The organism is Mesorhizobium sp. C277A (assembly GCF_040324395.1).
Taxonomy (GTDB): Bacteria; Pseudomonadota; Alphaproteobacteria; order Rhizobiales; family Rhizobiaceae; genus Mesorhizobium.
Genome location: NZ_JAMYVW010000002.1, coordinates 3405169 through 3422789 on the forward strand (window position 1 = coordinate 3405169; position 17621 = coordinate 3422789).

General features: G+C 61.9%; 24 protein-coding genes and 1 pseudogene. 14 read left to right on the forward strand and 11 right to left on the reverse strand.

Annotated features, from left to right (window positions below):
- Window positions 1–153 precede the first annotated feature (153 nt).
- Both NKK52_RS16810 and NKK52_RS16815 read left to right on the forward strand, forming a co-directional pair.
- Window positions 154–1680 (forward strand): ABC-F family ATP-binding cassette domain-containing protein, encoded by a 1527-nt coding sequence (locus NKK52_RS16810; RefSeq protein ID WP_023683731.1) that lies wholly within the window; start codon window positions 154–156, stop codon window positions 1678–1680.
- A 148-nt stretch (window positions 1681–1828) separates the two neighbouring features.
- Window positions 1829–2002 carry a hypothetical protein gene (locus NKK52_RS16815; protein ID WP_023672009.1) on the forward strand — a complete coding sequence of 58 codons (174 nt, stop codon included), beginning with the start codon at window positions 1829–1831 and terminating at the stop codon, window positions 2000–2002.
- A gap of 49 nt (window positions 2003–2051) precedes the next feature.
- On the opposite strand, the gene NKK52_RS16820 is transcribed toward NKK52_RS16815, so the two are convergent.
- Window positions 2052–2666 carry a glutathione S-transferase family protein gene (locus NKK52_RS16820; RefSeq protein ID WP_352629404.1) on the reverse strand — a complete coding sequence of 205 codons (615 nt, stop codon included), beginning with the start codon at window positions 2664–2666 and terminating at the stop codon, window positions 2052–2054.
- Window positions 2667–2866: 200 nt separating this feature from the next.
- Between NKK52_RS16820 and NKK52_RS16825 the strand changes: the two are divergent.
- Window positions 2867–3208 (forward strand): annotated as a pseudogene (locus tag NKK52_RS16825) (VOC family protein); the annotation flags it as partial.
- On the opposite strand, the gene NKK52_RS16830 reads toward NKK52_RS16825, so the two are convergent.
- The gene (locus tag NKK52_RS16830) at window positions 3115–3480 is read right to left on the reverse strand and encodes a hypothetical protein (protein ID WP_352630522.1); all 366 of its coding nucleotides are present in this window, start codon (window positions 3478–3480) and stop codon (window positions 3115–3117) included. The pseudogene NKK52_RS16825 and the gene NKK52_RS16830 sit on opposite strands and share 94 nt — an antisense overlap.
- On the opposite strand from NKK52_RS16830, the gene NKK52_RS16835 reads away from it, so the two are divergent.
- Window positions 3367–3720, forward strand: coding sequence for a DUF1428 domain-containing protein (locus NKK52_RS16835; RefSeq protein WP_023683729.1), 354 nt, complete (start codon window positions 3367–3369; stop codon window positions 3718–3720). The genes NKK52_RS16830 and NKK52_RS16835 overlap by 114 nt on opposite strands.
- Window positions 3721–3727: 7 nt before the next feature.
- Here NKK52_RS16835 and NKK52_RS16840 read toward each other — a convergent pair whose 3' ends face one another.
- A complete protein-coding gene (locus NKK52_RS16840; protein WP_023683728.1) occupies window positions 3728–5362 on the reverse strand; it encodes a tetratricopeptide repeat-containing sulfotransferase family protein in 1635 nt (544 codons plus the stop codon).
- Between the two features lie 203 nt (window positions 5363–5565).
- On the reverse strand, window positions 5566–5748 hold the full coding sequence (locus NKK52_RS16845; protein WP_023683727.1) for a hypothetical protein: 183 nt from the start codon (window positions 5746–5748) through the stop codon (window positions 5566–5568).
- Between the two features lie 322 nt (window positions 5749–6070).
- Between NKK52_RS16845 and NKK52_RS16850 the strand changes: the two genes are divergently transcribed.
- From NKK52_RS16850 to NKK52_RS16860, 3 genes are read left to right on the forward strand one after another with little or no spacing between them, the layout of a single operon-like run.
- The gene (locus NKK52_RS16850) at window positions 6071–6340 is read left to right on the forward strand and encodes a hypothetical protein (protein ID WP_023672014.1); all 270 of its coding nucleotides are present in this window, start codon (window positions 6071–6073) and stop codon (window positions 6338–6340) included.
- Entirely contained in the window at window positions 6337–6603 is a 267-nt protein-coding gene (locus NKK52_RS16855; RefSeq protein ID WP_023683726.1) for a hypothetical protein, read from the forward strand. Before NKK52_RS16850 ends, NKK52_RS16855 begins: the two co-directional genes overlap by 4 nt.
- A gap of 37 nt (window positions 6604–6640) precedes the next feature.
- Entirely contained in the window at window positions 6641–6778 is a 138-nt protein-coding gene (locus NKK52_RS16860; protein WP_023683725.1) for a hypothetical protein, read from the forward strand.
- Between the two features lie 363 nt (window positions 6779–7141).
- Here NKK52_RS16860 and NKK52_RS16865 read toward each other — a convergent pair whose 3' ends face one another.
- Entirely contained in the window at window positions 7142–7555 is a 414-nt protein-coding gene (locus tag NKK52_RS16865; protein WP_023672018.1) for a Kazal-type serine protease inhibitor domain-containing protein, read from the reverse strand.
- Window positions 7556–8039: 484 nt separating this feature from the next.
- On the opposite strand from NKK52_RS16865, the gene NKK52_RS16870 reads away from it, so the two are divergent.
- From NKK52_RS16870 to NKK52_RS16880, 3 genes are all read left to right on the forward strand, one after another.
- Window positions 8040–8252 (forward strand): cold-shock protein, encoded by a 213-nt coding sequence (locus tag NKK52_RS16870; protein WP_006202520.1) that lies wholly within the window; start codon window positions 8040–8042, stop codon window positions 8250–8252.
- 352 nt (window positions 8253–8604) lie between these two features.
- The gene (locus NKK52_RS16875; RefSeq protein ID WP_023672019.1) at window positions 8605–8817 is read left to right on the forward strand and encodes a cold-shock protein; all 213 of its coding nucleotides are present in this window, start codon (window positions 8605–8607) and stop codon (window positions 8815–8817) included.
- A 192-nt stretch (window positions 8818–9009) separates the two neighbouring features.
- Window positions 9010–9435 carry a BA14K family protein gene (locus NKK52_RS16880; RefSeq protein WP_023672020.1) on the forward strand — a complete coding sequence of 142 codons (426 nt, stop codon included), beginning with the start codon at window positions 9010–9012 and terminating at the stop codon, window positions 9433–9435.
- A 65-nt stretch (window positions 9436–9500) separates the two neighbouring features.
- On the opposite strand, the gene NKK52_RS16885 is transcribed toward NKK52_RS16880, so the two are convergent.
- The 3 genes from NKK52_RS16885 to NKK52_RS16895 form a co-directional block, all read right to left on the reverse strand.
- Window positions 9501–10139 carry an MBL fold metallo-hydrolase gene (locus NKK52_RS16885; RefSeq protein WP_023683724.1) on the reverse strand — a complete coding sequence of 213 codons (639 nt, stop codon included), beginning with the start codon at window positions 10137–10139 and terminating at the stop codon, window positions 9501–9503.
- Window positions 10140–10369: 230 nt separating this feature from the next.
- Window positions 10370–10684, reverse strand: a complete 315-nt coding sequence (locus NKK52_RS16890; protein WP_023672022.1) for a hypothetical protein — start codon at window positions 10682–10684, stop codon at window positions 10370–10372.
- 145 nt (window positions 10685–10829) lie between these two features.
- Entirely contained in the window at window positions 10830–11723 is an 894-nt protein-coding gene (locus tag NKK52_RS16895; RefSeq protein WP_023672023.1) for a branched-chain amino acid aminotransferase, read from the reverse strand.
- A 244-nt stretch (window positions 11724–11967) separates the two neighbouring features.
- On the opposite strand from NKK52_RS16895, the gene NKK52_RS16900 reads away from it, so the two are divergent.
- The 4 genes from NKK52_RS16900 (at window position 11968) to NKK52_RS16915 (ending at window position 15943) form a co-directional block, all read left to right on the forward strand.
- Window positions 11968–12501: a MarR family winged helix-turn-helix transcriptional regulator gene (locus NKK52_RS16900; RefSeq protein ID WP_023683723.1), complete on the forward strand. Its 534-nt coding sequence runs from the start codon at window positions 11968–11970 to the stop codon at window positions 12499–12501.
- Window positions 12488–13207 (forward strand): response regulator, encoded by a 720-nt coding sequence (locus NKK52_RS16905; RefSeq protein ID WP_023672025.1) that lies wholly within the window; start codon window positions 12488–12490, stop codon window positions 13205–13207. The genes NKK52_RS16900 and NKK52_RS16905 overlap by 14 nt, the downstream gene beginning before the upstream one ends.
- A 75-nt stretch (window positions 13208–13282) precedes the next feature.
- Complete coding sequence (locus NKK52_RS16910; protein WP_023672026.1) at window positions 13283–14698, forward strand: ATP-binding protein; 1416 nt, start codon at window positions 13283–13285, stop codon at window positions 14696–14698.
- Window positions 14699–14920: 222 nt separating this feature from the next.
- Window positions 14921–15943: a glycosyltransferase family 4 protein gene (locus NKK52_RS16915; RefSeq protein ID WP_023683722.1), complete on the forward strand. Its 1023-nt coding sequence runs from the start codon at window positions 14921–14923 to the stop codon at window positions 15941–15943.
- Window positions 15944–15953: 10 nt separating this feature from the next.
- Here NKK52_RS16915 and NKK52_RS16920 read toward each other — a convergent pair whose 3' ends face one another.
- The 3 genes from NKK52_RS16920 to NKK52_RS16930 form a co-directional block, all read right to left on the reverse strand.
- Entirely contained in the window at window positions 15954–16313 is a 360-nt protein-coding gene (locus tag NKK52_RS16920; RefSeq protein WP_023672028.1) for a tRNA-binding protein, read from the reverse strand.
- A gap of 6 nt (window positions 16314–16319) precedes the next feature.
- A complete protein-coding gene (locus tag NKK52_RS16925) occupies window positions 16320–16820 on the reverse strand; it encodes a type III secretion system chaperone family protein (RefSeq protein WP_006202532.1) in 501 nt (166 codons plus the stop codon).
- A gap of 315 nt (window positions 16821–17135) precedes the next feature.
- Window positions 17136–17438, reverse strand: a complete 303-nt coding sequence (locus NKK52_RS16930) for an accessory factor UbiK family protein (protein WP_023672029.1) — start codon at window positions 17436–17438, stop codon at window positions 17136–17138.
- Between the last annotated feature and the right edge of the window lie 183 nt (window positions 17439–17621).

Here is a 17621-nt window from a genome sequence, read left to right on the forward strand (position 1 = left end):
TCGCTTGCAGGGCTGACCAGGGACATTACGGGTTTTTTCCCGTTTCGATTTTTTGGTCTGCCCTTCGTGGTGCGCAAAGCTGAGCCTGATGGCCGGCAAGCACACCGTCAAAGTGCATCCGGAGTTGTCTCCGGCAAGACCAGAGAAATCGCAATGGCCTTGATCAGCCTCAAATCCCTCGGCGTCACCATGAGTGCGCCGCTGTTTTCCAATCTCGACCTCACCATCGGCACCGGCGACCGGCTCGGCATCGTTGCCGCCAATGGCCGCGGCAAGTCGACCTTGCTTAAATGCCTGACCGGCGCGCTGGAGCCGACCTCGGGCGACATTTCTCGCACGCGCGGCCTGCGTGTCGGCCATGTCGAGCAGTCGGTTCCACCTGCCCTTCTTAGCCGCACCTTCCATCAGGTGGTGGCCGATGCCTTGCCGGCCGAGCAGGCCGACAGCGAGATGTGGCGCGTCGATGTGGTGCTGGATTCGCTCGACGTGCCCGAGCCGATGCGCGAACGGCCGATGCAGGCGCTGAGCGGCGGATGGCAGCGGCTGGCGCTGATTGCCCGCGTCTGGGTCACCGACCCCGATGTGCTTTTGCTCGACGAGCCGACCAACCATCTCGACCTCGCCAAGATCAGCCAGCTGGAAAGCTGGCTGAACGCGCTGCCTCGCGAGGTGCCGGTGGTCATCGCCAGTCACGACCGCGCCTTTCTCGACGCCGTCACCAACCGCACGCTGTTCTTGCGCCCGGAGGACTCGCCGGTGTTTGCACTGCCCTATTCCAAGGCGAGGCAAACGCTCGACGACCTGGACGCTTCGACGGCGCGCCGGTTCGAGCGCGACATGAAGGTGGCGCAGCAGCTGCGCAAGCAGGCCGCCAAGCTCAACAACATCGGCATCAATTCCGGCAGCGACCTTTTGACGGTGAAGACCAAGCAACTCAGGGAACGGGCGGAGAAGCTGGAAGACGCCGCGGTATCGGCGCATCGCGAGAAATCAGCCGGCGCGATCCGGCTGGCCAACCGCGGCACCCATGCCAAGGTGCTGATTACGCTGGACGACGCCACGGTGGAAACGCCGGACGGCATGCTGCTGTTCAAGACCGGCAAGCGCCACATCTGCCAGGGCGATCGCATCGTGCTGCTCGGCCGCAACGGCGTCGGCAAGTCGCGTTTCGTCGATCTGATCCGCAACGCCATCGCCGAGCCGGACACGGTGCCGAACGTCAAGGTGACGCCGTCGACGGTGCTTGGCTACAGCGACCAGGCGCTGGCCGGCATCAGTGGCGACGACACGCCGCTGGCCCTGGTCTCGCACCGCTACGATGTCGGCGAGCAACGCGCCCGCTCGCTGCTTGCCGGCGCCGGCGTGGTCATCGAGATGCAGGAGAAAAAGATCGGCGTGCTGTCCGGTGGCCAGAAGGCGCGGCTGATGATGCTGGCGCTCAGGCTCGCCAACCCTAACTTCTACCTGCTCGACGAGCCGACCAACCATCTCGACATAGACGGCCAGGAAGCGCTGGAAGCGGAACTGCTGGAACATCAGGCGAGCTGCCTGCTCGCCTCGCATGACCATTCCTTCATCCGCGCCATCGGCAACCGCTTCTGGCTGATCGACAAGCGGAAGCTGACCGAAGTCGAAGACCCCGAGGATTTCTTCCGCTCGGTGGCTGAAACGGTGGGCTGAGGAACTACCACCATGGGCCGCACCGTGTTGCGGTCCATGCTTTCGCATCTCCCGCAAATATTTTCAGCGTTCTGTCGGATCGCCTGAACCTGCTGCGTCCTTGGGATGCCGACACGATGATGCCGGCTTCATCTGAGGAGAACGCATCATGTCCATTTTGTCATCCATAGGCCGCGTCGCCGCCCGTTACGCACAGAACCGCGCCCGCTATCGCAGCGAGCGCGAGCTTCTGGCCCTGCCGATCGAACTGCGCAAGGATATCGGCTGGCCGGAAATCCTCATCGACGCGCAAAACGGCCCGCGGATCTGCAGGGCGCCCTGACCATGCAGTCGGGAAAGATCGATGCAGGCCGCCGCGGGGCGATCGTTGCTCAGTCATGCGTATCGCCCGACAGCGGCGTCGCCTGCATCGATCGACGCTTTTCGAACGCCTCGAACCAGCGCGTCAGCCGCGCCCGCGCGCGAAAGGACGGCAGCTGGCGGAACGCCATCCAGGACAGCGTGGTGGCAAGCGCTATATGGCCGACATGGAGCGGTGTCTCGTCGTCCAGCGCGCTTTCGATCCAGTCATAGCTGGCCTCGATTTTTTCCCGGTAGCCTTCGGCAAGCGCTGCATAGCGCAACTGTTCGGGCCGCCTTTCCGTCTCCCAGCGCAGGCCTATGCCCGTCTGCGCCAGGCCTTGGGCGACCGCCTGCAGCCGCAACGCCTGCCAGCGCGCTTCGCCGTCCTGCGGCAGCAATTTGCGGCCGTCATGCAGCGTATCCAGATAGGCGCAGATGACATCGGAATCGAAGAGCGGCGGCGCATCCGGCCGCAGCAGCACCGGCACCTTGCCGAGCGGGTTTTCGGCGTAGACACGGGCATTGCGCAAGGTCGGGCTGGTCTCGTGATGAATGACCTCGAGCCGGTCGGCAAGCCCGACCTCATGGGCGAAGACGAGCGCTTTGCGCGCAAAGGGCGAATGGGTCTGGTAATAGAGGATCATTGTAGTCTCAGCGGGGTTGAAGGAGCAGTCCCCTTTCTAGCCTGCTGACAGCGAGGATTGCGCTCTGATTGGGCGCCGCCGACGCAAGTTCGTTTCGCCAGAAAATCGCATCAGACATGTAGGATCGCCGCCGGCTCGTTCGTCCTAGGGTTCGCAAGGCCAAACCAAATGCCCAGACCAAACCCAAAGAGGAACAAGACATGACCGACCAGACCCCCATTCAGCCGGCCGCGAAAGTTCTCGGTGGATTGACCCCCTATCTGCAGCTGGACGGCGCCTTCAAGGCCGCCGAATTCTACAAGAAGGCCTTCGGCGCCGAGCAGGTGTTCTTCTATCCGCCCGATGAGCAGGGCCGCACCATGCACATCCATCTCCACATCAACGGCTCGACGCTGATGATTTCCGATTTCTACCCCGAAAACGGCATGCCTGCCGTCAAGCCGCAGGGCTATACCATGCAGCTCCATCTCGGCGCCGACGAGATCGATGACTGGTGGAAGCGCGCGGTCGATGCCGGCTGCGAAGTCGCAGTGCCGCTGCAGCTGATGTTCTGGGGCGACCAGTGGGGCAACATGCGCGATCCCTTCGGGGTCGAATGGGCGATGAACGCGCCGGCGAAGAAAGACTGACCACCGCTGACAAAGCTCCTCACCGGCTGGCGCCGGTAAGGAGCTTTGTGAGATACTCCAAGGAGAACCTGATGTCCTATGTCGATGGTTTCGTGCTCGCCGTGCCGAAGGCAAATATCGATGACTACAAGAAGCTGGCCAACCTCGCAGGCCCGATATGGAAGGAACACGGAGCGCTCGCCTATGTCGAATGTATCGCCGACGACGTGCCCTATGGTGAGTTGACCTCGTTTCCGCGTGCCGTTCAGGCAAAAGACGACGAGATCGTCGTCTTTGCTTGGGCCGTCTATTCGTCCAGGCAAAGCCGCGACGCGGTAATGGCCAAGGTGATGGCCGATCCCCGTTTGACACCCGATTTGGGGCCCATGCCCTTCGATATGAAGCGCATGATCTTCGGCGGCTTCCAGCCCTTCATCGAGCTTTAGCCGCTGCTCAGTCCAGCTTGTCCAGCAGCGGCTTCAACCTGTCGCCATAGCGCTTCCAGAGATCGACCGAGCCCTGATACATCGGCTGGCGCACCTGCGCGGCCGAGGCCGTGCGCACCGGGCGGTCGGTCTCGTGGAACGACAGCGCCTTGTCGTCCCAGGACAGGCCGAGATGCCCGATCAGCGCCCGCGTCTGTCCCTCCTGGTCGGCCACGAAATCCTCGTAACGCACGTCATGGACGACGCCCGGCAGAACATCGTGCCAATGCGTCATGATGTCGGTGTAGATGTTGTGGAAATCGGCGAGCTCGCCCAGATCATAGCCGTAGCGGTGGTTGTCGCCGCGGAAATGCACCTTGTAGATCGAAAGGCAGGTCGCCGCCGCATCGCGCGCGCAATGGATGATCTTGGCTTTCGGCAGCATCATATGGATGAAGCCGATGAGCAGGAAGTTGCCGGGCATCTTGTCGGTGACATGCCTGAAGTTGGGATAGCGCTCATGCAGCATGTCGAGATAGGCTTGGCCCGCCTCCGCAAACTCCGCGTCGGATACATCGACCAGTCCCCAGGGGAAACCTCCCGGCATGGTCAGCGGAAATTGCTTGCCGACCGCGGTTTTCAACATGCTGAGCTCGCCCGCGCCATAGACTTGTGGATGGCTGGCGATGATCTGTTCGACCAGCGTGGTGCCGGAGCGCGGCATGCCGACGACGAAAATCGGCGTGTCGTCGGAGATTGCACTTGGCTTGTGCTTTTCGAAAAAGCCGGCGTTGAACACCGTCTTCATCGCCTCGAATTCGGCCCGCGTCCTGACCGGATCATAATCGATGCCCTTGCGGCGGATCGCATTGCCTTCAGCGAAATAGTCGAAGGCCCTGTTATAGTCCTTCAAATCGTCATTGGCCTTGCCGAGACCGAAGGACAGCTGCATGCGTGCCAGGCTGTCGGCCGGCGCCTTGGCATGCTGGGCCTCCATGCCGGCGAGTTCGGCGTCGCGCTCCTTCTGGCGCTTGACCTGCGTCAGCATCAGCCAGGCCTTTGCCATGCCTGGCGTGATCGCCAACGCCTGCCGAAACAGGTCTGCCGCTTCATCGAGCTTGCCTTTTTCCATCAGCCCGACGCCGAGCCCATGCAACAGGTCGGCATCCTTGGGCCGGATCGTCAGCGCCTCGCGAAAGGTCGCCAGCGCCTCATCCAGACGACCGGCTTCCTGCAACGTTTCGGCAAGCCCGATGCGGGCGCGGACATGGAAGGGATTGCGCCCGATTGTGCCGCGATAGATGTCCTCCGCAGCCTCGAACTGGCCGAGCTGTTTCAACGCCGAACCCAGATTGTCGCGTGCCGCGAGTTGGTCGGGCTTGAGATCTACCGCGCCGCGGAAGAAATCGGCGGCCGCTGCGATGCGGCCGAGATCGCGCATCACCGTGCCGAGATTGTTGAGGAAATCGGGATTCTTCGGCTGCAGACGCACAGACTGCTCGATCAGCTCCAGCCCTTCGGGGTTGCGCCCGGTCTGGTGCAGCAACAGGCCCAGGAAATGCGCCGCTGCCGGGTGATTGGCCTTGCGCGCCAGCACCTGCCGGTACAGCGTCTCGGCCTCCTGCCGGCGCCCGGCCTGATGCAGCTGCAGCGCCTGCTGCACATATTGGTCGAGGCCCAGCGGCGGCTGTCCGCCAGCTCCAGCACCCGCCGCTCTTCTCTGATCTCTGTTGATGGGAAACCTGCCGTGTTTTGTCCGCTTGCCGCGATCTAGGCCATCGGCGCTGCAGGTTCAAGGGAAGAGTGGGCTCGCCAAGGGCGCGGACCTCTTCGAAACTCTAGAGGAATTCCAGGAAAATGTAGCGTTCAAATCAGCCGGTTGCTCTCGGCGAGCCGGCGCTCCCGCCGTTGCGTGCCGTCGGTGTCGGCAATCTTGCGCCGTGCCGCTTCGTCGCTTCTTATCGTCAGGCGCACTGATATTGCCTTGGGGAAGAGGACGATTGGCTCGATTGTTGCGGTCGGACGATCCGGCGTTTTCATGAATCTCATATATTTTTGCCTTTCGCAAAAATAATCTTAGGGGCACCGGAATAATTATTCCGATGCTCTCTAAATAAGAAATTGGCTGATATTGTTCCACGATAGCAGATTTATTAGGGGTTTATACGAGAAATTTTTTATACCGGTCGAGCCGTGACGGAAATCAGCTTGAATAGCCAACAATTTCGGATTATTGATCTGAGATCGTTTTTTGGGTCAAGCTTGGCATATAGCGGCGTCGGAGATACTCGACCCGCCAAACTCATTCCAATCGCCGATGGTTGAGTTCCCGGTTGATGCCGGAAAGCATCGACGAACCAGAGCCAAGCCAATGCCGGATCGCACCACCCGTTCCATCGCCCATTTCGCGGCACCCTTCGTGCTTGGCGGGCTGGAAGGGCAACTGCCGGCCGGCGACTATGACATCGATCACGACGAAGAGCTGATCGAGGGCATGTCGCGGCTTGCCTGGCGTCGCGTCGCCACCTTCATCCATTTGCCGGCAAGGGCGGTGAAGAACCCGGCCACCAGCCAGCTTGTCGCCATCGACTACCTCGAACTCGAAACAGCGCTGAGGCGCGACCAGGAGAACGCAGCATGATCCGCTTCCAGCAGAATGCGCGTCCGCGCACCGACACGCCCTCGCACCTCTTCGCCGTCGGCCAGACCGTGCGCATGAAGAGCCGCAGCGGGCTCGCCCAGAAGACCGCCGAGCTGTTTCAGATCAAGAGCAGATTGCCGGTCAAGGATGGCTCGCCGCAATATCGCATCCGCAGCGAGCAGGAGACCTATGAGCGGGTCACCACGGAAGACAACCTCGAAGTGGCGGACGCCCCGGCTGTCCCCGACAGCCCGGCCGTCTGACACCGCACCCACCCAGCACGTACGAAGGAGCAGACAGATGGCCAAGGGTCAGCAGCGCAGCAATCGCGAAACTCGCAAGCCCAAGAAAGACAAGGTGGTGGCCAAGGCCGCCTCCCCGTTCGGTTCCTCGGTCAAGCAAGCCGAGAGCAGCCTGAAGCCGAAGTCGAAGGGCTGACAAGGCAGGGGCGCGCCTGGCGTACCTGCCAGCAATGGACTGACGATCTCGCGCAAAACTCTGCAACGGAGGCTTGCTTGACGTTCTTCGTCGAGCCGCTCGCGCGACGTCGACGAAGCCACGCTCGACAAGGTATCCTTCTTCCCTTGGAGGTGAGAAGCGGTCCGCGCAGCGGACGAAAAGCCAATTGTTGGCTTTTCGAGTTTCGAACGCCCTGAGCCTGCGAAGGACCAAGGGTGGTCCGGTCCACCCGCCCGGTCCCCGCTGCTTCGCAGGGTCCCGGCATTCGCCGCCTTTTTTATCGTGCCAGTGGGACGGTGAATTCGCCTCCGGCGGACTCACCCGACAGGGGAGAAGGAAAAATCAGCAGGGGCCGTCCTCGACGACGCGGTAGTCGGCGGCACGGGCCTCGCAGGCGTTGGGAAAGGTGCGCAGCTCGCCATGGCGGCGGGCGCAGACCGGGGCGTATTCGCGCGTGCAGAATGTCGGCTCTTCGCCACCACCGCCACCACCGCCGCCGTCGCGGCAAGGGCCGTCGCGAACGATGCGGTAGCCTTCCCGTTCGGCAAGGCAGGCATTGGCGAAGGTCTGGCGGTCACCGCCGCGCCGCGCGCAGACCGGCTCGTATTGCCTGGTGCAGAATTCCGGTTCCGGCCGTGGCGGGCGCGGACGTGGTCCCGGCCCGTCATCGACGACGACGGTGCAGGCCGCAAGAAGACCCGACAGGAAGAGAATAGTAAAACCCTGGCGCGAGAAGATCGTCGCAAGAAATCTCATGAATATGCCTCCCTCGAGACCCCCGTCCCCGGCGCAAAACGCGCCTGTCGATCCTCGCCATTCCCTTGCCAAATGCAACCCCCGTTTGCGGCGCGGGAGCCATGCGATGCCCGGCCCGCGCATTGCTTTGGCCCTGGACCAAACCGCTGGACCATGCGTGGCCGGGCTCTGGCTGATGAACTCTTAAGAACCCAGGTTTATCGAAGCGCCTTCGTTGGGATGCGTCGATGGACGCGGCCCGCGGCGCTATCTTGCAACGATCACGTTTCCGTGCGATAAATTTTGTGTTCGGGCATTTGCGACCCGGAGAGCGGAACGTTTTGGACGACCTTTCCCCGATACTGTGAATCTCTGACGGCCCCATTTTCGGCGGGGGGTTTTACCATGCGCAAATGCAGGACTGCCGAAGCAACCACCGGGACTTGCCCACGATGCCAGGCGGCGGGCAAACCATAAGACTGACACGGGTGAAGGAGTTTCCCCAATGGCCCAGACCGGCACCGTTAAATTCTTCAACGCGACCAAAGGCTTCGGCTTCATCACGCCCGACGGCGGCGCCAAGGATGTGTTCGTCCACATTTCCGCGATCGAGGCCTCGGGCCTGCGTACCCTCGTCGACGGCCAGAAGGTCACCTTCGACGTTGAACCCGACCGCATGGGCAAGGGTCCGAAGGCGGTCAACCTCCGCGCGGCCTGAACCGGCGGTGCCCGCGCGCCCGTCAGGGCGCTCGAAAAAGCACCTAAAGCGTGTTTGAACCGGCTTTGTCAGCCGTCCAGAGTTTCGAAGGCGCGACGTTTCCCGTTGCGCCTTTTTCATGACCGCCGTCGCCGGAGGCAAAGGACGCTTTATCGGTCAATGCCGTGGCTGATCGCCGGAGCAATCGTCTGGCGCGAATTGCCTTCGGTGCCACGATCTATTTGACCAGCCTTCAGCGTTGCCGCCGTCGCCAAAACTTTCTCTTGCCGATAGCGCTAAAATAAAGGACAAATTTCCCTTCGGGCATTTGCCGGCCCGAAACTGGACTTTATGGGATCAAAGGGAGCTTCCCATGCCGCAGACCGGCACCGTCAAATTCTTCAATCATGCCAAAGGCTTCGGCTTCATTACGCCCGACGACGGGCAGAAGGATGTCTTCGTTCATATTTCGGCCGTGCAGGCTTCGGGTCTTTCCGGTCTGGAGGATGGACAGAAAGTGACATTCGACACCGAGCCGGACAAGCGCGGCAAGGGTCCGAAGGCCGTCAACCTGTCGGTCGGCTAAGCTGGCTCAAGACAGTCCGGACGGAGATTGACGAGGCGGAGCGCCTTGCGTACGCGCTTGGTTTTGCCGCAAGAACTGGATCGTATCAGCCAATTCCGTTCAGCCCCCGTTCAGCCACGGTCTTCTATTAATCGTCCCCTAGGCTGGACCGCATCCCCGAAAACTATCCGGGCCGGCACGAAGGAGACCAAAATGAATCGCATTTTCAAGACCGCCATCCTGGGCGCCGCTCTCGCCGCGACCACCCTCGCCACCTTGCCTGCCGCCAATGCCAAGGACTGGAACCGCTGGCATCATGGCCATGGTCGTCATCATAATGGCGACGCGCTTGCGGCCGGTGTCGTCGGCCTTGCGGCCGGCGCTCTGATCGCCGGTGCGCTGAGCAACCCGCAGCCGCGCTACAGCAGCTATGATGACGATTACGACTACCGCGAAGTGCGGCCGGCGCCGGTGCGCCGTTACTATGCCGAACCGCGGGTCGTCTATGCCGACCGCTATGCCGAGCCGTGGACCCGCGACTGGTACGAATACTGCTCGGACCGCTACCGGAGCTTCAATGCCCGCAGCGGCACGTTCACCGGCAATGACGGTGAGCAGCATTTCTGCGTCGCGAATTGAGCTTCCCTGTCCCACAAAAAGCGCTGACCGCAAGGCCAGCGCTTTTTTTTGGCAGAAAGACATCGCTAAGTCAGGAAGGGATTGGTCCGCCTCTCCTCGCCAAAGCGGCCACCCGGGCCGTGGCCGCAGATGAAGCCGATCTCGTCACCGAGCGGCAAAAGCTTGTCCTTGATCGAGGCGATCAGCGCCGCATGGTCGCCGCCCGGCAGGTCGGTGCGCCCGACCGAGCCGCGAAACAGCACGTCGCCGACATGAGCGAACTTCGCCGCGCGATTGTAGTATACGACATGGCCGGGCGCATGGCCGGGGCAGTGCAGCACCTCGAACATATGTGAGCCGAACGAAACCGTCTCGCCCTCTGCGAGAAACCGGTCGGGCACGCAGTTGCGCGCCCCGGCAATGCCGTAGCGCTGGCCCTGGTTCTCGAGATTGTCGAGCAATAGCTTGTCGGCTTCGTGCGGGCCGATGATCTCGATGCCGAGTGCTTCCTTCAGCTCCATGGCGCCGCCGGCGTGATCGATGTGGCCATGGGTGATCCAGATCGCAGCGGCGGTGATCGCATTGTCCTTCAGCACCGCCAGCACCTTGTCGATGTCGCCGCCCGGATCGACGACGACGCCATGCTTGTCATCCATGTCGAACAGGATGGTGCAGTTCTGCTGGAAAGGCGTGACCGGCACGATGCCGGCATTGAGCTGACCCATGATTGTCCTTTCGCTGTTCCAGCGTGATGTAGAGGCGCGGGCGAAGGCCGTCCACTGCTGAAAGGCAAACAGTCCGTCCCAAAACAGAAATGGGCGGCCCAACGGCCGCCCATTTGACGAAGCCTGAGTCTCGAGCAATTCCAGGAAAAGTGTAAAGCGGTTTTCCGTCCGGAATTGGGTAAAACAACAAACTAGATCATTCGCCGTGAAACGGTGAATGATCTAGAGGCTTACTTCTTCATCGCGCCCATGACCGCACCGATGATGCCGGTCAGGATGGCGCCGCCGCCGGCGCCGCCGAGCAGGTTTTTGAGGTTCAGCGTATCGCCCAATCCGCCCGCTGCCGTTGCAGCCGCTGCCGGGTCGGCCGTGCCGCCGAGCAGGCTGCCGAGGATCGCCGCCCCGCCGACGCCGCCAACCGCGCCGCCGAGGATTTTGGTCAACTGGCCCATCGCCGCATTCTTCAGCGCAACGCCGACCGCCTGACCACCGACAACACCTGCAATTACCTGTACAACGAGCGCAATGAGCGTATTCGTATCCATGTACCTAGTCCCTCCATAGCTGCCAGCCTCCCGGGCCGACACCATCATGAGACGCTGAATTGTACGAAAGTCAAATGCACAGATGCTGAAATAAAGGGGCCGGCCTCAAAACCGCCCCTGCTTGCGAAAAAAGCTGTGACTTTCGTTATTCTGCGGCTATCGCATGCTTAGGTTGCACCGCAGCAGAATAGTCGTTCATCAAAGTCTTGGCGATCTCGCCGACCTCGAATCGGTACGGACCGATCTCGGAGACCGGCGTCACTTCCGCTGCCGTTCCGGTGAGGAAGCACTGTTCGAAGCCTTCGAGTTCCTCAGGCATGATGGCGCGCTCGACGACTTCAAGGCCGCGGTCCTTGGCGAGGCCGATGACGGTGCGGCGGGTGATGCCGTCGAGGAAGCAATCGGGCTTCGGCGTGTGGATCTTGCCATCCTTGACGAAGAAGATGTTGGCGCCCGTTGCTTCGGCGACCTGGCCGCGCCAGTCGAGCATCATGGCATCGGCATAGCCCTTGGCCTCGGCGGCATGCTTGGACATGGTGCAGATCATGTAGAGGCCGGCGGCTTTCGACTTCGACGGCGCGGTGCGCGGATCGGGCCGGCGCCATTCCGCCAGATCGAGACGGATGCCCTTGAGCTTCTGCGCCGGGTCGAAATAGCTCGGCCATTGCCAGATGGCGATGGCGCAGTTGATGCGGCTGTTCTGCGCCGACACCCCCATCTGTTCGCTGCCGCGCCAGGCGATCGGCCTGACATAGGCGTCCTGGAAACCCTGCTTCTTCAGAAGCGTGGTCGAGGCGTCATTGAGCTCGGCCACGGAATAGGGAATATTGAAGCCGAGCAGGCGCGCCGATTCATGCAGACGCTCGGTGTGCTCGTTGAGCTTGAAGATGGCGCCGCCATAGGCGCGCTCGCCCTCGAAGACGGCGCTGGCATAGTGCAGGCCGTGGGTCAGCACGTGGATCTTGGCATCGGCCCATTTGACGAACTCGCCGTTGATCCAGATGAAGCCGTCCAGTTGGTCGAAGGGAACGGATGCCATGGAAACCTCCCGCGGGCGGCGACCCGCACATCATTAGTGTTGTTCTTGTTGCGCGCCAGCCGCGTCGGGCGGCCCTTGAAGCGTAAGCGGAGAATCGAACTCTGGCAAACTCAGGAAGTTCCGGAAAAACCGCACTCCCTTGCCTTTTCGTTCGCATTCAGCCGAAAAGCTTGTCAAAAATTACCATTGCGGGGAAATTACGTCAATAGTACTGACATAATTTCCCTCTATGGACGGAGAAATGATGACGGATCGAAGCCCAGCTGCCGGAAAACCGATCAAGACGCCGATCACCGACGAGGACGGCATCGACTTCGCCATCATCGAACTGTTCTTCTTTGCGTATCGCGATTTCACTTCCGATCCGGACCAGATCCTGGCCGATTACGGCTTTGGCCGCGCCCATCACCGGGTGCTGCATTTCGTCAACCGCCGGCCGGGACTGACGGTCGCTGAACTGCTCGACGTGCTCAAGATCACCAAGCAGAGCCTGGCGCGGGTGCTCAAGCAGTTGATCGACACCGACCATATCGTGCAATTGCAGGGTCCGCGCGACCGCCGCCAGCGGGAGCTCTATCCGACAGCCAAGGGGCGCGCCCTGGCGCTGGCCCTGGCGCGGCCACAGTCACGCCGCATCCGTGCTGCATTGGAAGATTCCGGAGCCAGCGAGCGTCCCTTGATCGAACGATTCCTGGAAGCCATGGTCAATCCGGAACTAAGGGCGCAGATCGACATTGTGCCTGCAAACATGTCAGGGAAAAGCCATGGAGACCATTGAGAGGGTGGACCAGCCGACGGCGCCGGACGATGACGCGCCGCATCTGCTTGTGGTCGACGACGACACCCGCATTCGCAATTTGCTCAAGCAGTATCTGACCGAAAATGGTTTTCGCGTCACAGTCGCCGGAAATGCCGGCGAGGCCAGGCGAAAGCTTGCAGGACTCGACTTCGACCTCCTTGTCCTCGACGTCATGATGCCCGGAGAGACCGGCGTCGACCTCACCAAGGCGCTGCGGGCGGAGAAGAACGTACCGATCCTGATGCTCACCGCGCTATCGGAAACCGACAGCCGCATCACTGGGCTCGAGGCCGGCGCCGACGACTATCTGCCCAAGCCCTTCGACCCGCGCGAACTGATCCTGCGCATCAATAACATTCTGCGCCGCGGCGGCCCGGCGACGACGCCCAAGGTCGAGCAGCTGGTCTTCGGCCCCTACACCTTCCAGATCGCCAGGCGCGAGCTGAAGCGGGGCGGCGAGGCGCTGAAGCTGACCGACCGCGAGCAGGAGATCTTGGCGATCTTTGCCGCGCGGGCCGGCGAAACGATCCCGCGTCACGAGCTTGTCGGCGACGATTCGGAAGTCGGCGAGCGCACCATCGACGTCCAGATCAACCGCCTGCGCCGCAAGATCGAGCGCGATCCGTCCAATCCGGTCTGGCTGCAGACGGTGCGCGGTATTGGGTATCGGCTCAGCGTGGAATAGAATGCCGCTGACGGCCGCCCTTGGCCATAGATGTGTGGCCATCGACCAGCGGCCATTGACCCAGCGGAAGGATAAATGGCGACCACGCAACTGGAACGGCCGGAACAAGGCGGCTTTGGCGCGCGCGTATCACGCGCGCTGAAAGCAATGCCGCGTGCCTGGAAGCGGTTCTGGCGGCTGGTTGCGTTCTATATGCCCAAGCGGCTTTATGCCCGCTCGCTGATCATCGTCATCGCGCCGATGATCCTTCTGCAGTCGGTCGTCGCCTTCGACTTCATGGAACGCCACTGGGCAACCGTGACGCAGCGCCTGTCGCAGGCAACCGTGCGCGACATCGCCGCGATCATCGACATGATCGAGACCTATCCGCATGATGGCGACTACGCCAACATCATCCGCATCGCCCAAGACCGCATGCAGTTGAAGGTCGACCTCTTGCCGCCCGACCCGTTGCCGGCGCCTGGACCCAAGCCCTTCTTCTCGATCCTTGACGACGTCCTTTCCACCGAGATCACCCGCCAGATCAACCGCCCGTTCTGGATCGACACGGTCGGCAATTCCAACATCGTCGAGGTCCGCATCCAGCTCGAGGGCAAGGTGCTGCGCGTCTTCGTGCGCCGCAGCCAGGCCTATGCCTCCAACACCCACATCTTCCTGATCTGGATGGTCGGGACGTCACTGGTGCTGCTGACGATTGCCATCCCCTTCCTTCGCAACCAGATCCGGCCGATCCTGTCTCTGGCCGAGGCCGCCGAAAGCTTCGGCAAGGGCCGGCCGATGCCGCGCGATTTCCGCCCACGCGGCGCCGAGGAGGTTCGACGGGCCGGCTTTGCCTTCATCCAGATGCGCGAGCGCATCGAACGCCAGCTGGAACAGCGCACCGCCATGCTGACCGGCGTCAGCCACGATCTCAGAACCATCCTCACCCGCTTCAAGCTGCAGCTGGCGCTGGCTGGCGGCAAGCCCGAGACCAAGGCCGCGCTCAACCAGGACATCGACGACATGCAGTCGATGCTGGAAGGCTATATCGCCTTTGCCCGCGGCGAAGCGTCGGAAGATGCCGGCCATTTCGATCTCGAGGCCTATTTCCAAAAGCTCGGCGAGGAGGCGTCGCTGCACAAGCGCAAGCTATCGACCGTGCTTGCCGGTGATCCGGACGTGCATGTGCGCCCGCACGCTTTCGCCCGGCTGTTGTCCAATGTCGCCGGCAATGCCTTGCGCTATGCCAAGACGGTGGAGATCAGCGCCGATCACGGCCGCGGCTCACTCGTCGTCACCATCGACGATGACGGTCCGGGCATCCCGCCGGAAAAGCGCGAGGACGTGTTCAAACCGTTCGTGCGGCTCGACGAGGCGCGCAACCTCGACGCCAGCGGCACCGGCCTTGGTCTCTCTATCGCCCGCGATATTGCCCGCAGCCATGGCGGCGACATCATGCTGGAAGACAGCCCGCTCGGCGGCCTGCGGGCGGTGATCAAGGTGCCCGCCTGACCAAAGCATGATCTGGAAGGCGGGCTCGGCCAAAAACCACCTTCATCCGCCCGTCATGAAACCATGGTCAAGAGCGCGCATGAAGCGCGCGACCTCAGTTGATTCGGCTCAGCCGCCTTACTTCGACCTCGTGCATGCCCGGGTGCGGTGGAGCGAAGCGAGGGCAGCCGGCCCGTACCGCTATCGCATCAAGGCAACCGTCGACCCGAGCAAAGGACCGCCATGCGCATCCTGATGGTCACCGACGCCTGGCGGCCGCAAGTCAACGGCGTCGTCCACACGCTGGAGCGGCTCACCGAAACGCTGAAAACCTTCGACGTTGCGGTCGACTTCCTGACCCCGAATATCTTTCGCACCTTGCCGTTGCCGACCTACCCCGACATCAGGCTGGCGCTGACCACGCCCGGTCATGTCGCGCGGCTGATCGAGGCTCGCAAGGCCGACCATATCCATATCGTCACCGAAGGCCCGCTCGGCATCATGGCGCGGCGCTATTGCCGCAATGCTGGCCGTCCCTTTACCACCAGCTATCACACCCGCTTTCCCGAATATCTCAGCGCCCGCCTGCCGGTGCCGGAGAGCTGGGCCTATCGCTGGCTGCGTGATTTCCACAATTCGGGACAAGGCACGCTGGTCGCCACCCAGTCGCTGGCGGAGGACCTTGCGTCGCGAGGCTTCACCAAGCTCAGGCCGTGGACGCGGGGCGTCGACACCGATCACTTCCGCCCGGACAAGAAGAAGGACCTCGGCTTTCCCGGCCCGGTATTCCTGTGCGTCGGCCGCGTCGCCATCGAGAAGAACCTGAGCGCCTTCCTCGATCTCGACCTGCCCGGCAGCAAGGTGATCGTCGGCGAAGGACCGGAACTGGCCAGGCTCAGGGCGAAATACCCGCAGGCGCATTTCCTCGGCCATCGCCCGAACGATGAGCTGGCCGAGATCTACGCCTCGGCTGATGTTTTCGTTTTCCCCAGCCGCACCGACACGTTCGGCAACGTCATCATCGAGGCGCTGGCCAGCGGCACGCCGGTGGCCGCCTATCCGGTCACCGGACCGATCGACATTGTCGGCGACGGCATCGGCGGCGCGGTGTCGACCGATCTGCGCGAGGCCTCGCTCGCAGCGCTCAATGTCGACCGCGCCGAGGCGCGCGAACGCGCCATGCGCTACAGCTGGAAAGCCTGCGCCGAAATGTTCATGGACACGGTCGAAGAGGCGCTGAGCACAAGGCGCAAGCTGGCCGCCTGACGCAATCTTCCTAAAACAACCTGCCGCCGTCCGGCACCTTGCGCTCGATGGCGCCAAGGACCACGGCGCCTTCCTCATCAGGGAAGCCGAGCGTGAGCACTTCCGACATGAACGGACCGATCTGGCGCGGCGGGAAATTCACCACCGCAAACACCTGCCGTCCCACCAGCGTTTCCGGCGCATAGTATTTCGTGATCTGTGCCGAGGATTTCTTCACGCCGATCTCAGGGCCGAAATCGATCTTCAGCTTGAAGGCGGGTTTGCGCGCCTCGGGGAAAGGCTCGGCCTCGACGATCGTGCCGGCACGGATGTCAACACGATCAAAATCGGCAAAGCTGATCTCGGGCTTGCGCGCGCTGCTCGAACTCATGGAAGCTCAAGCGTTGCCATAGGTCTCGAACAGGACGCCGGCCAGCGCATCCTTGGCCGAGGTTCCCGACCAGACAACGAACTGGAAGGCCTGGAAATAGCACTCGCAGGCTTCAAGCGCCGACGACAAAAGCACCTCGACCTGCTGGCTCGACGGTTCGACCCCGCCGGCGAGCAGCAGTGACTGGCGAAACATGATCGCGCCCTCCTGCTCCCAGAGATCGAAATGGCCAAACAGCATCTGCTCGTTGATCAGCGACAAAAGCCGCATCACTTCCAGCGCGCGGGCTTCCGGCACCTTGATGTCGAAAGCACAGGCCAGATGCAGCGCCTCGAAGTCCTCCATCCACGAGAAGGAGACGTGATAATCGGTCCAGCTGCCGGCAACCGAGATCGAGATTTCGTCATCGCCGGCCCGTTCGAAGGACCAGTCATTGTTATGGGCGACCTGCTCGATGACATCCACCGGATGGATTTCGCGGGAGAATTCGAGTTCGAGAAGTTCCATGGATGCTTCCTGTGTTCAGGGGAGCGCCACACGCTCCGCGGGGCACACACGACGAACAATCTTGTCTTGAACTCGGACGGCCAGGACTTCACGACACAAAGACCCCGGACCGGACCCCACCGCCCGGCCGCATGACCCTGCTCCGAATCATGCAACAAATTCAGTCTATTGATCGGGAGTCGCGTGAACAGCCTAATTTTTCGCACTGCGTCATCAGCATGTGGAAAGGCGCTGTCACAAAGATTCATGCATTGCCGGTAAACGATTCACGGCAAAGCATTTTTTCGGATTGTGCTTTGTGGAAAAGTTCAAATTTTATTTTTTTGCTTTGGGCTTTGCCGCAGCCACAGGTGCGGCCTGTCCGGTCAATTCGGCAAGCCTGGCCTCGAGCGCATCGATGCGGGCGGCCAGCCTGGTGTTTTCTTCGCGGGCCTTTGCAGCCATGTCGCGGGCAGCCTCGAACTCCTCGCGCTGCACCACATCCATGGTGTTGAGGATGCGCTCGGCCTGCCCCTTGAAGGCAGTCTCCACCTCGCGGCGCACGCCTTGTGCGGCACCCGCGGCATCGGTCATCAGCTTGGCGAATTCATCGAGAATGCGGTTCGGTCCGGTTGACATGGCAAATCCTCGCTTGCTCGAATTGACGTAGTGGCACTGCCTGCGGAATGCAAGAACGTTGAAGCTGGTGCGGCTTCATGTCGGACGCGATTTGGCTCACGGTCCGGCCGACAGATTGCTATTATCGCAAATGGATTCTTGGAACGACGGTTGCCGTGACGGACAGTGCGGACTTGGAGAAGC

Coding starts and splice junctions, on each gene's coding strand:
- NKK52_RS16835 (WP_023683729.1), top strand. CDS start 3,367: ATGTCCTATGTCGATGGTTTCGTGCTCGCCGTGCCGAAGGCAAATATC.
- NKK52_RS16925 (WP_006202532.1), bottom strand. CDS start 16,820: ATGGAACTTCTCGAACTCGAATTCTCCCGCGAAATCCATCCGGTGGAT.
- NKK52_RS16930 (WP_023672029.1), bottom strand. CDS start 17,438: ATGTCAACCGGACCGAACCGCATTCTCGATGAATTCGCCAAGCTGATG.
- NKK52_RS16865 (WP_023672018.1), bottom strand. CDS start 7,555: ATGAGATTTCTTGCGACGATCTTCTCGCGCCAGGGTTTTACTATTCTC.
- NKK52_RS16905 (WP_023672025.1), top strand. CDS start 12,488: ATGGAGACCATTGAGAGGGTGGACCAGCCGACGGCGCCGGACGATGAC.
- NKK52_RS16915 (WP_023683722.1), top strand. CDS start 14,921: ATGCGCATCCTGATGGTCACCGACGCCTGGCGGCCGCAAGTCAACGGC.
- NKK52_RS16890 (WP_023672022.1), bottom strand. CDS start 10,684: ATGGATACGAATACGCTCATTGCGCTCGTTGTACAGGTAATTGCAGGT.
- NKK52_RS16810 (WP_023683731.1), top strand. CDS start 154: ATGGCCTTGATCAGCCTCAAATCCCTCGGCGTCACCATGAGTGCGCCG.
- NKK52_RS16815 (WP_023672009.1), top strand. CDS start 1,829: ATGTCCATTTTGTCATCCATAGGCCGCGTCGCCGCCCGTTACGCACAG.
- NKK52_RS16855 (WP_023683726.1), top strand. CDS start 6,337: ATGATCCGCTTCCAGCAGAATGCGCGTCCGCGCACCGACACGCCCTCG.
- NKK52_RS16820 (WP_352629404.1), bottom strand. CDS start 2,666: ATGATCCTCTATTACCAGACCCATTCGCCCTTTGCGCGCAAAGCGCTC.
- NKK52_RS16860 (WP_023683725.1), top strand. CDS start 6,641: ATGGCCAAGGGTCAGCAGCGCAGCAATCGCGAAACTCGCAAGCCCAAG.
- NKK52_RS16850 (WP_023672014.1), top strand. CDS start 6,071: ATGCCGGATCGCACCACCCGTTCCATCGCCCATTTCGCGGCACCCTTC.
- NKK52_RS16885 (WP_023683724.1), bottom strand. CDS start 10,139: ATGGGTCAGCTCAATGCCGGCATCGTGCCGGTCACGCCTTTCCAGCAG.
- NKK52_RS16920 (WP_023672028.1), bottom strand. CDS start 16,313: ATGAGTTCGAGCAGCGCGCGCAAGCCCGAGATCAGCTTTGCCGATTTT.
- NKK52_RS16880 (WP_023672020.1), top strand. CDS start 9,010: ATGAATCGCATTTTCAAGACCGCCATCCTGGGCGCCGCTCTCGCCGCG.
- NKK52_RS16875 (WP_023672019.1), top strand. CDS start 8,605: ATGCCGCAGACCGGCACCGTCAAATTCTTCAATCATGCCAAAGGCTTC.
- NKK52_RS16910 (WP_023672026.1), top strand. CDS start 13,283: ATGGCGACCACGCAACTGGAACGGCCGGAACAAGGCGGCTTTGGCGCG.
- NKK52_RS16900 (WP_023683723.1), top strand. CDS start 11,968: ATGACGGATCGAAGCCCAGCTGCCGGAAAACCGATCAAGACGCCGATC.
- NKK52_RS16845 (WP_023683727.1), bottom strand. CDS start 5,748: ATGAGATTCATGAAAACGCCGGATCGTCCGACCGCAACAATCGAGCCA.
- NKK52_RS16895 (WP_023672023.1), bottom strand. CDS start 11,723: ATGGCATCCGTTCCCTTCGACCAACTGGACGGCTTCATCTGGATCAAC.
- NKK52_RS16870 (WP_006202520.1), top strand. CDS start 8,040: ATGGCCCAGACCGGCACCGTTAAATTCTTCAACGCGACCAAAGGCTTC.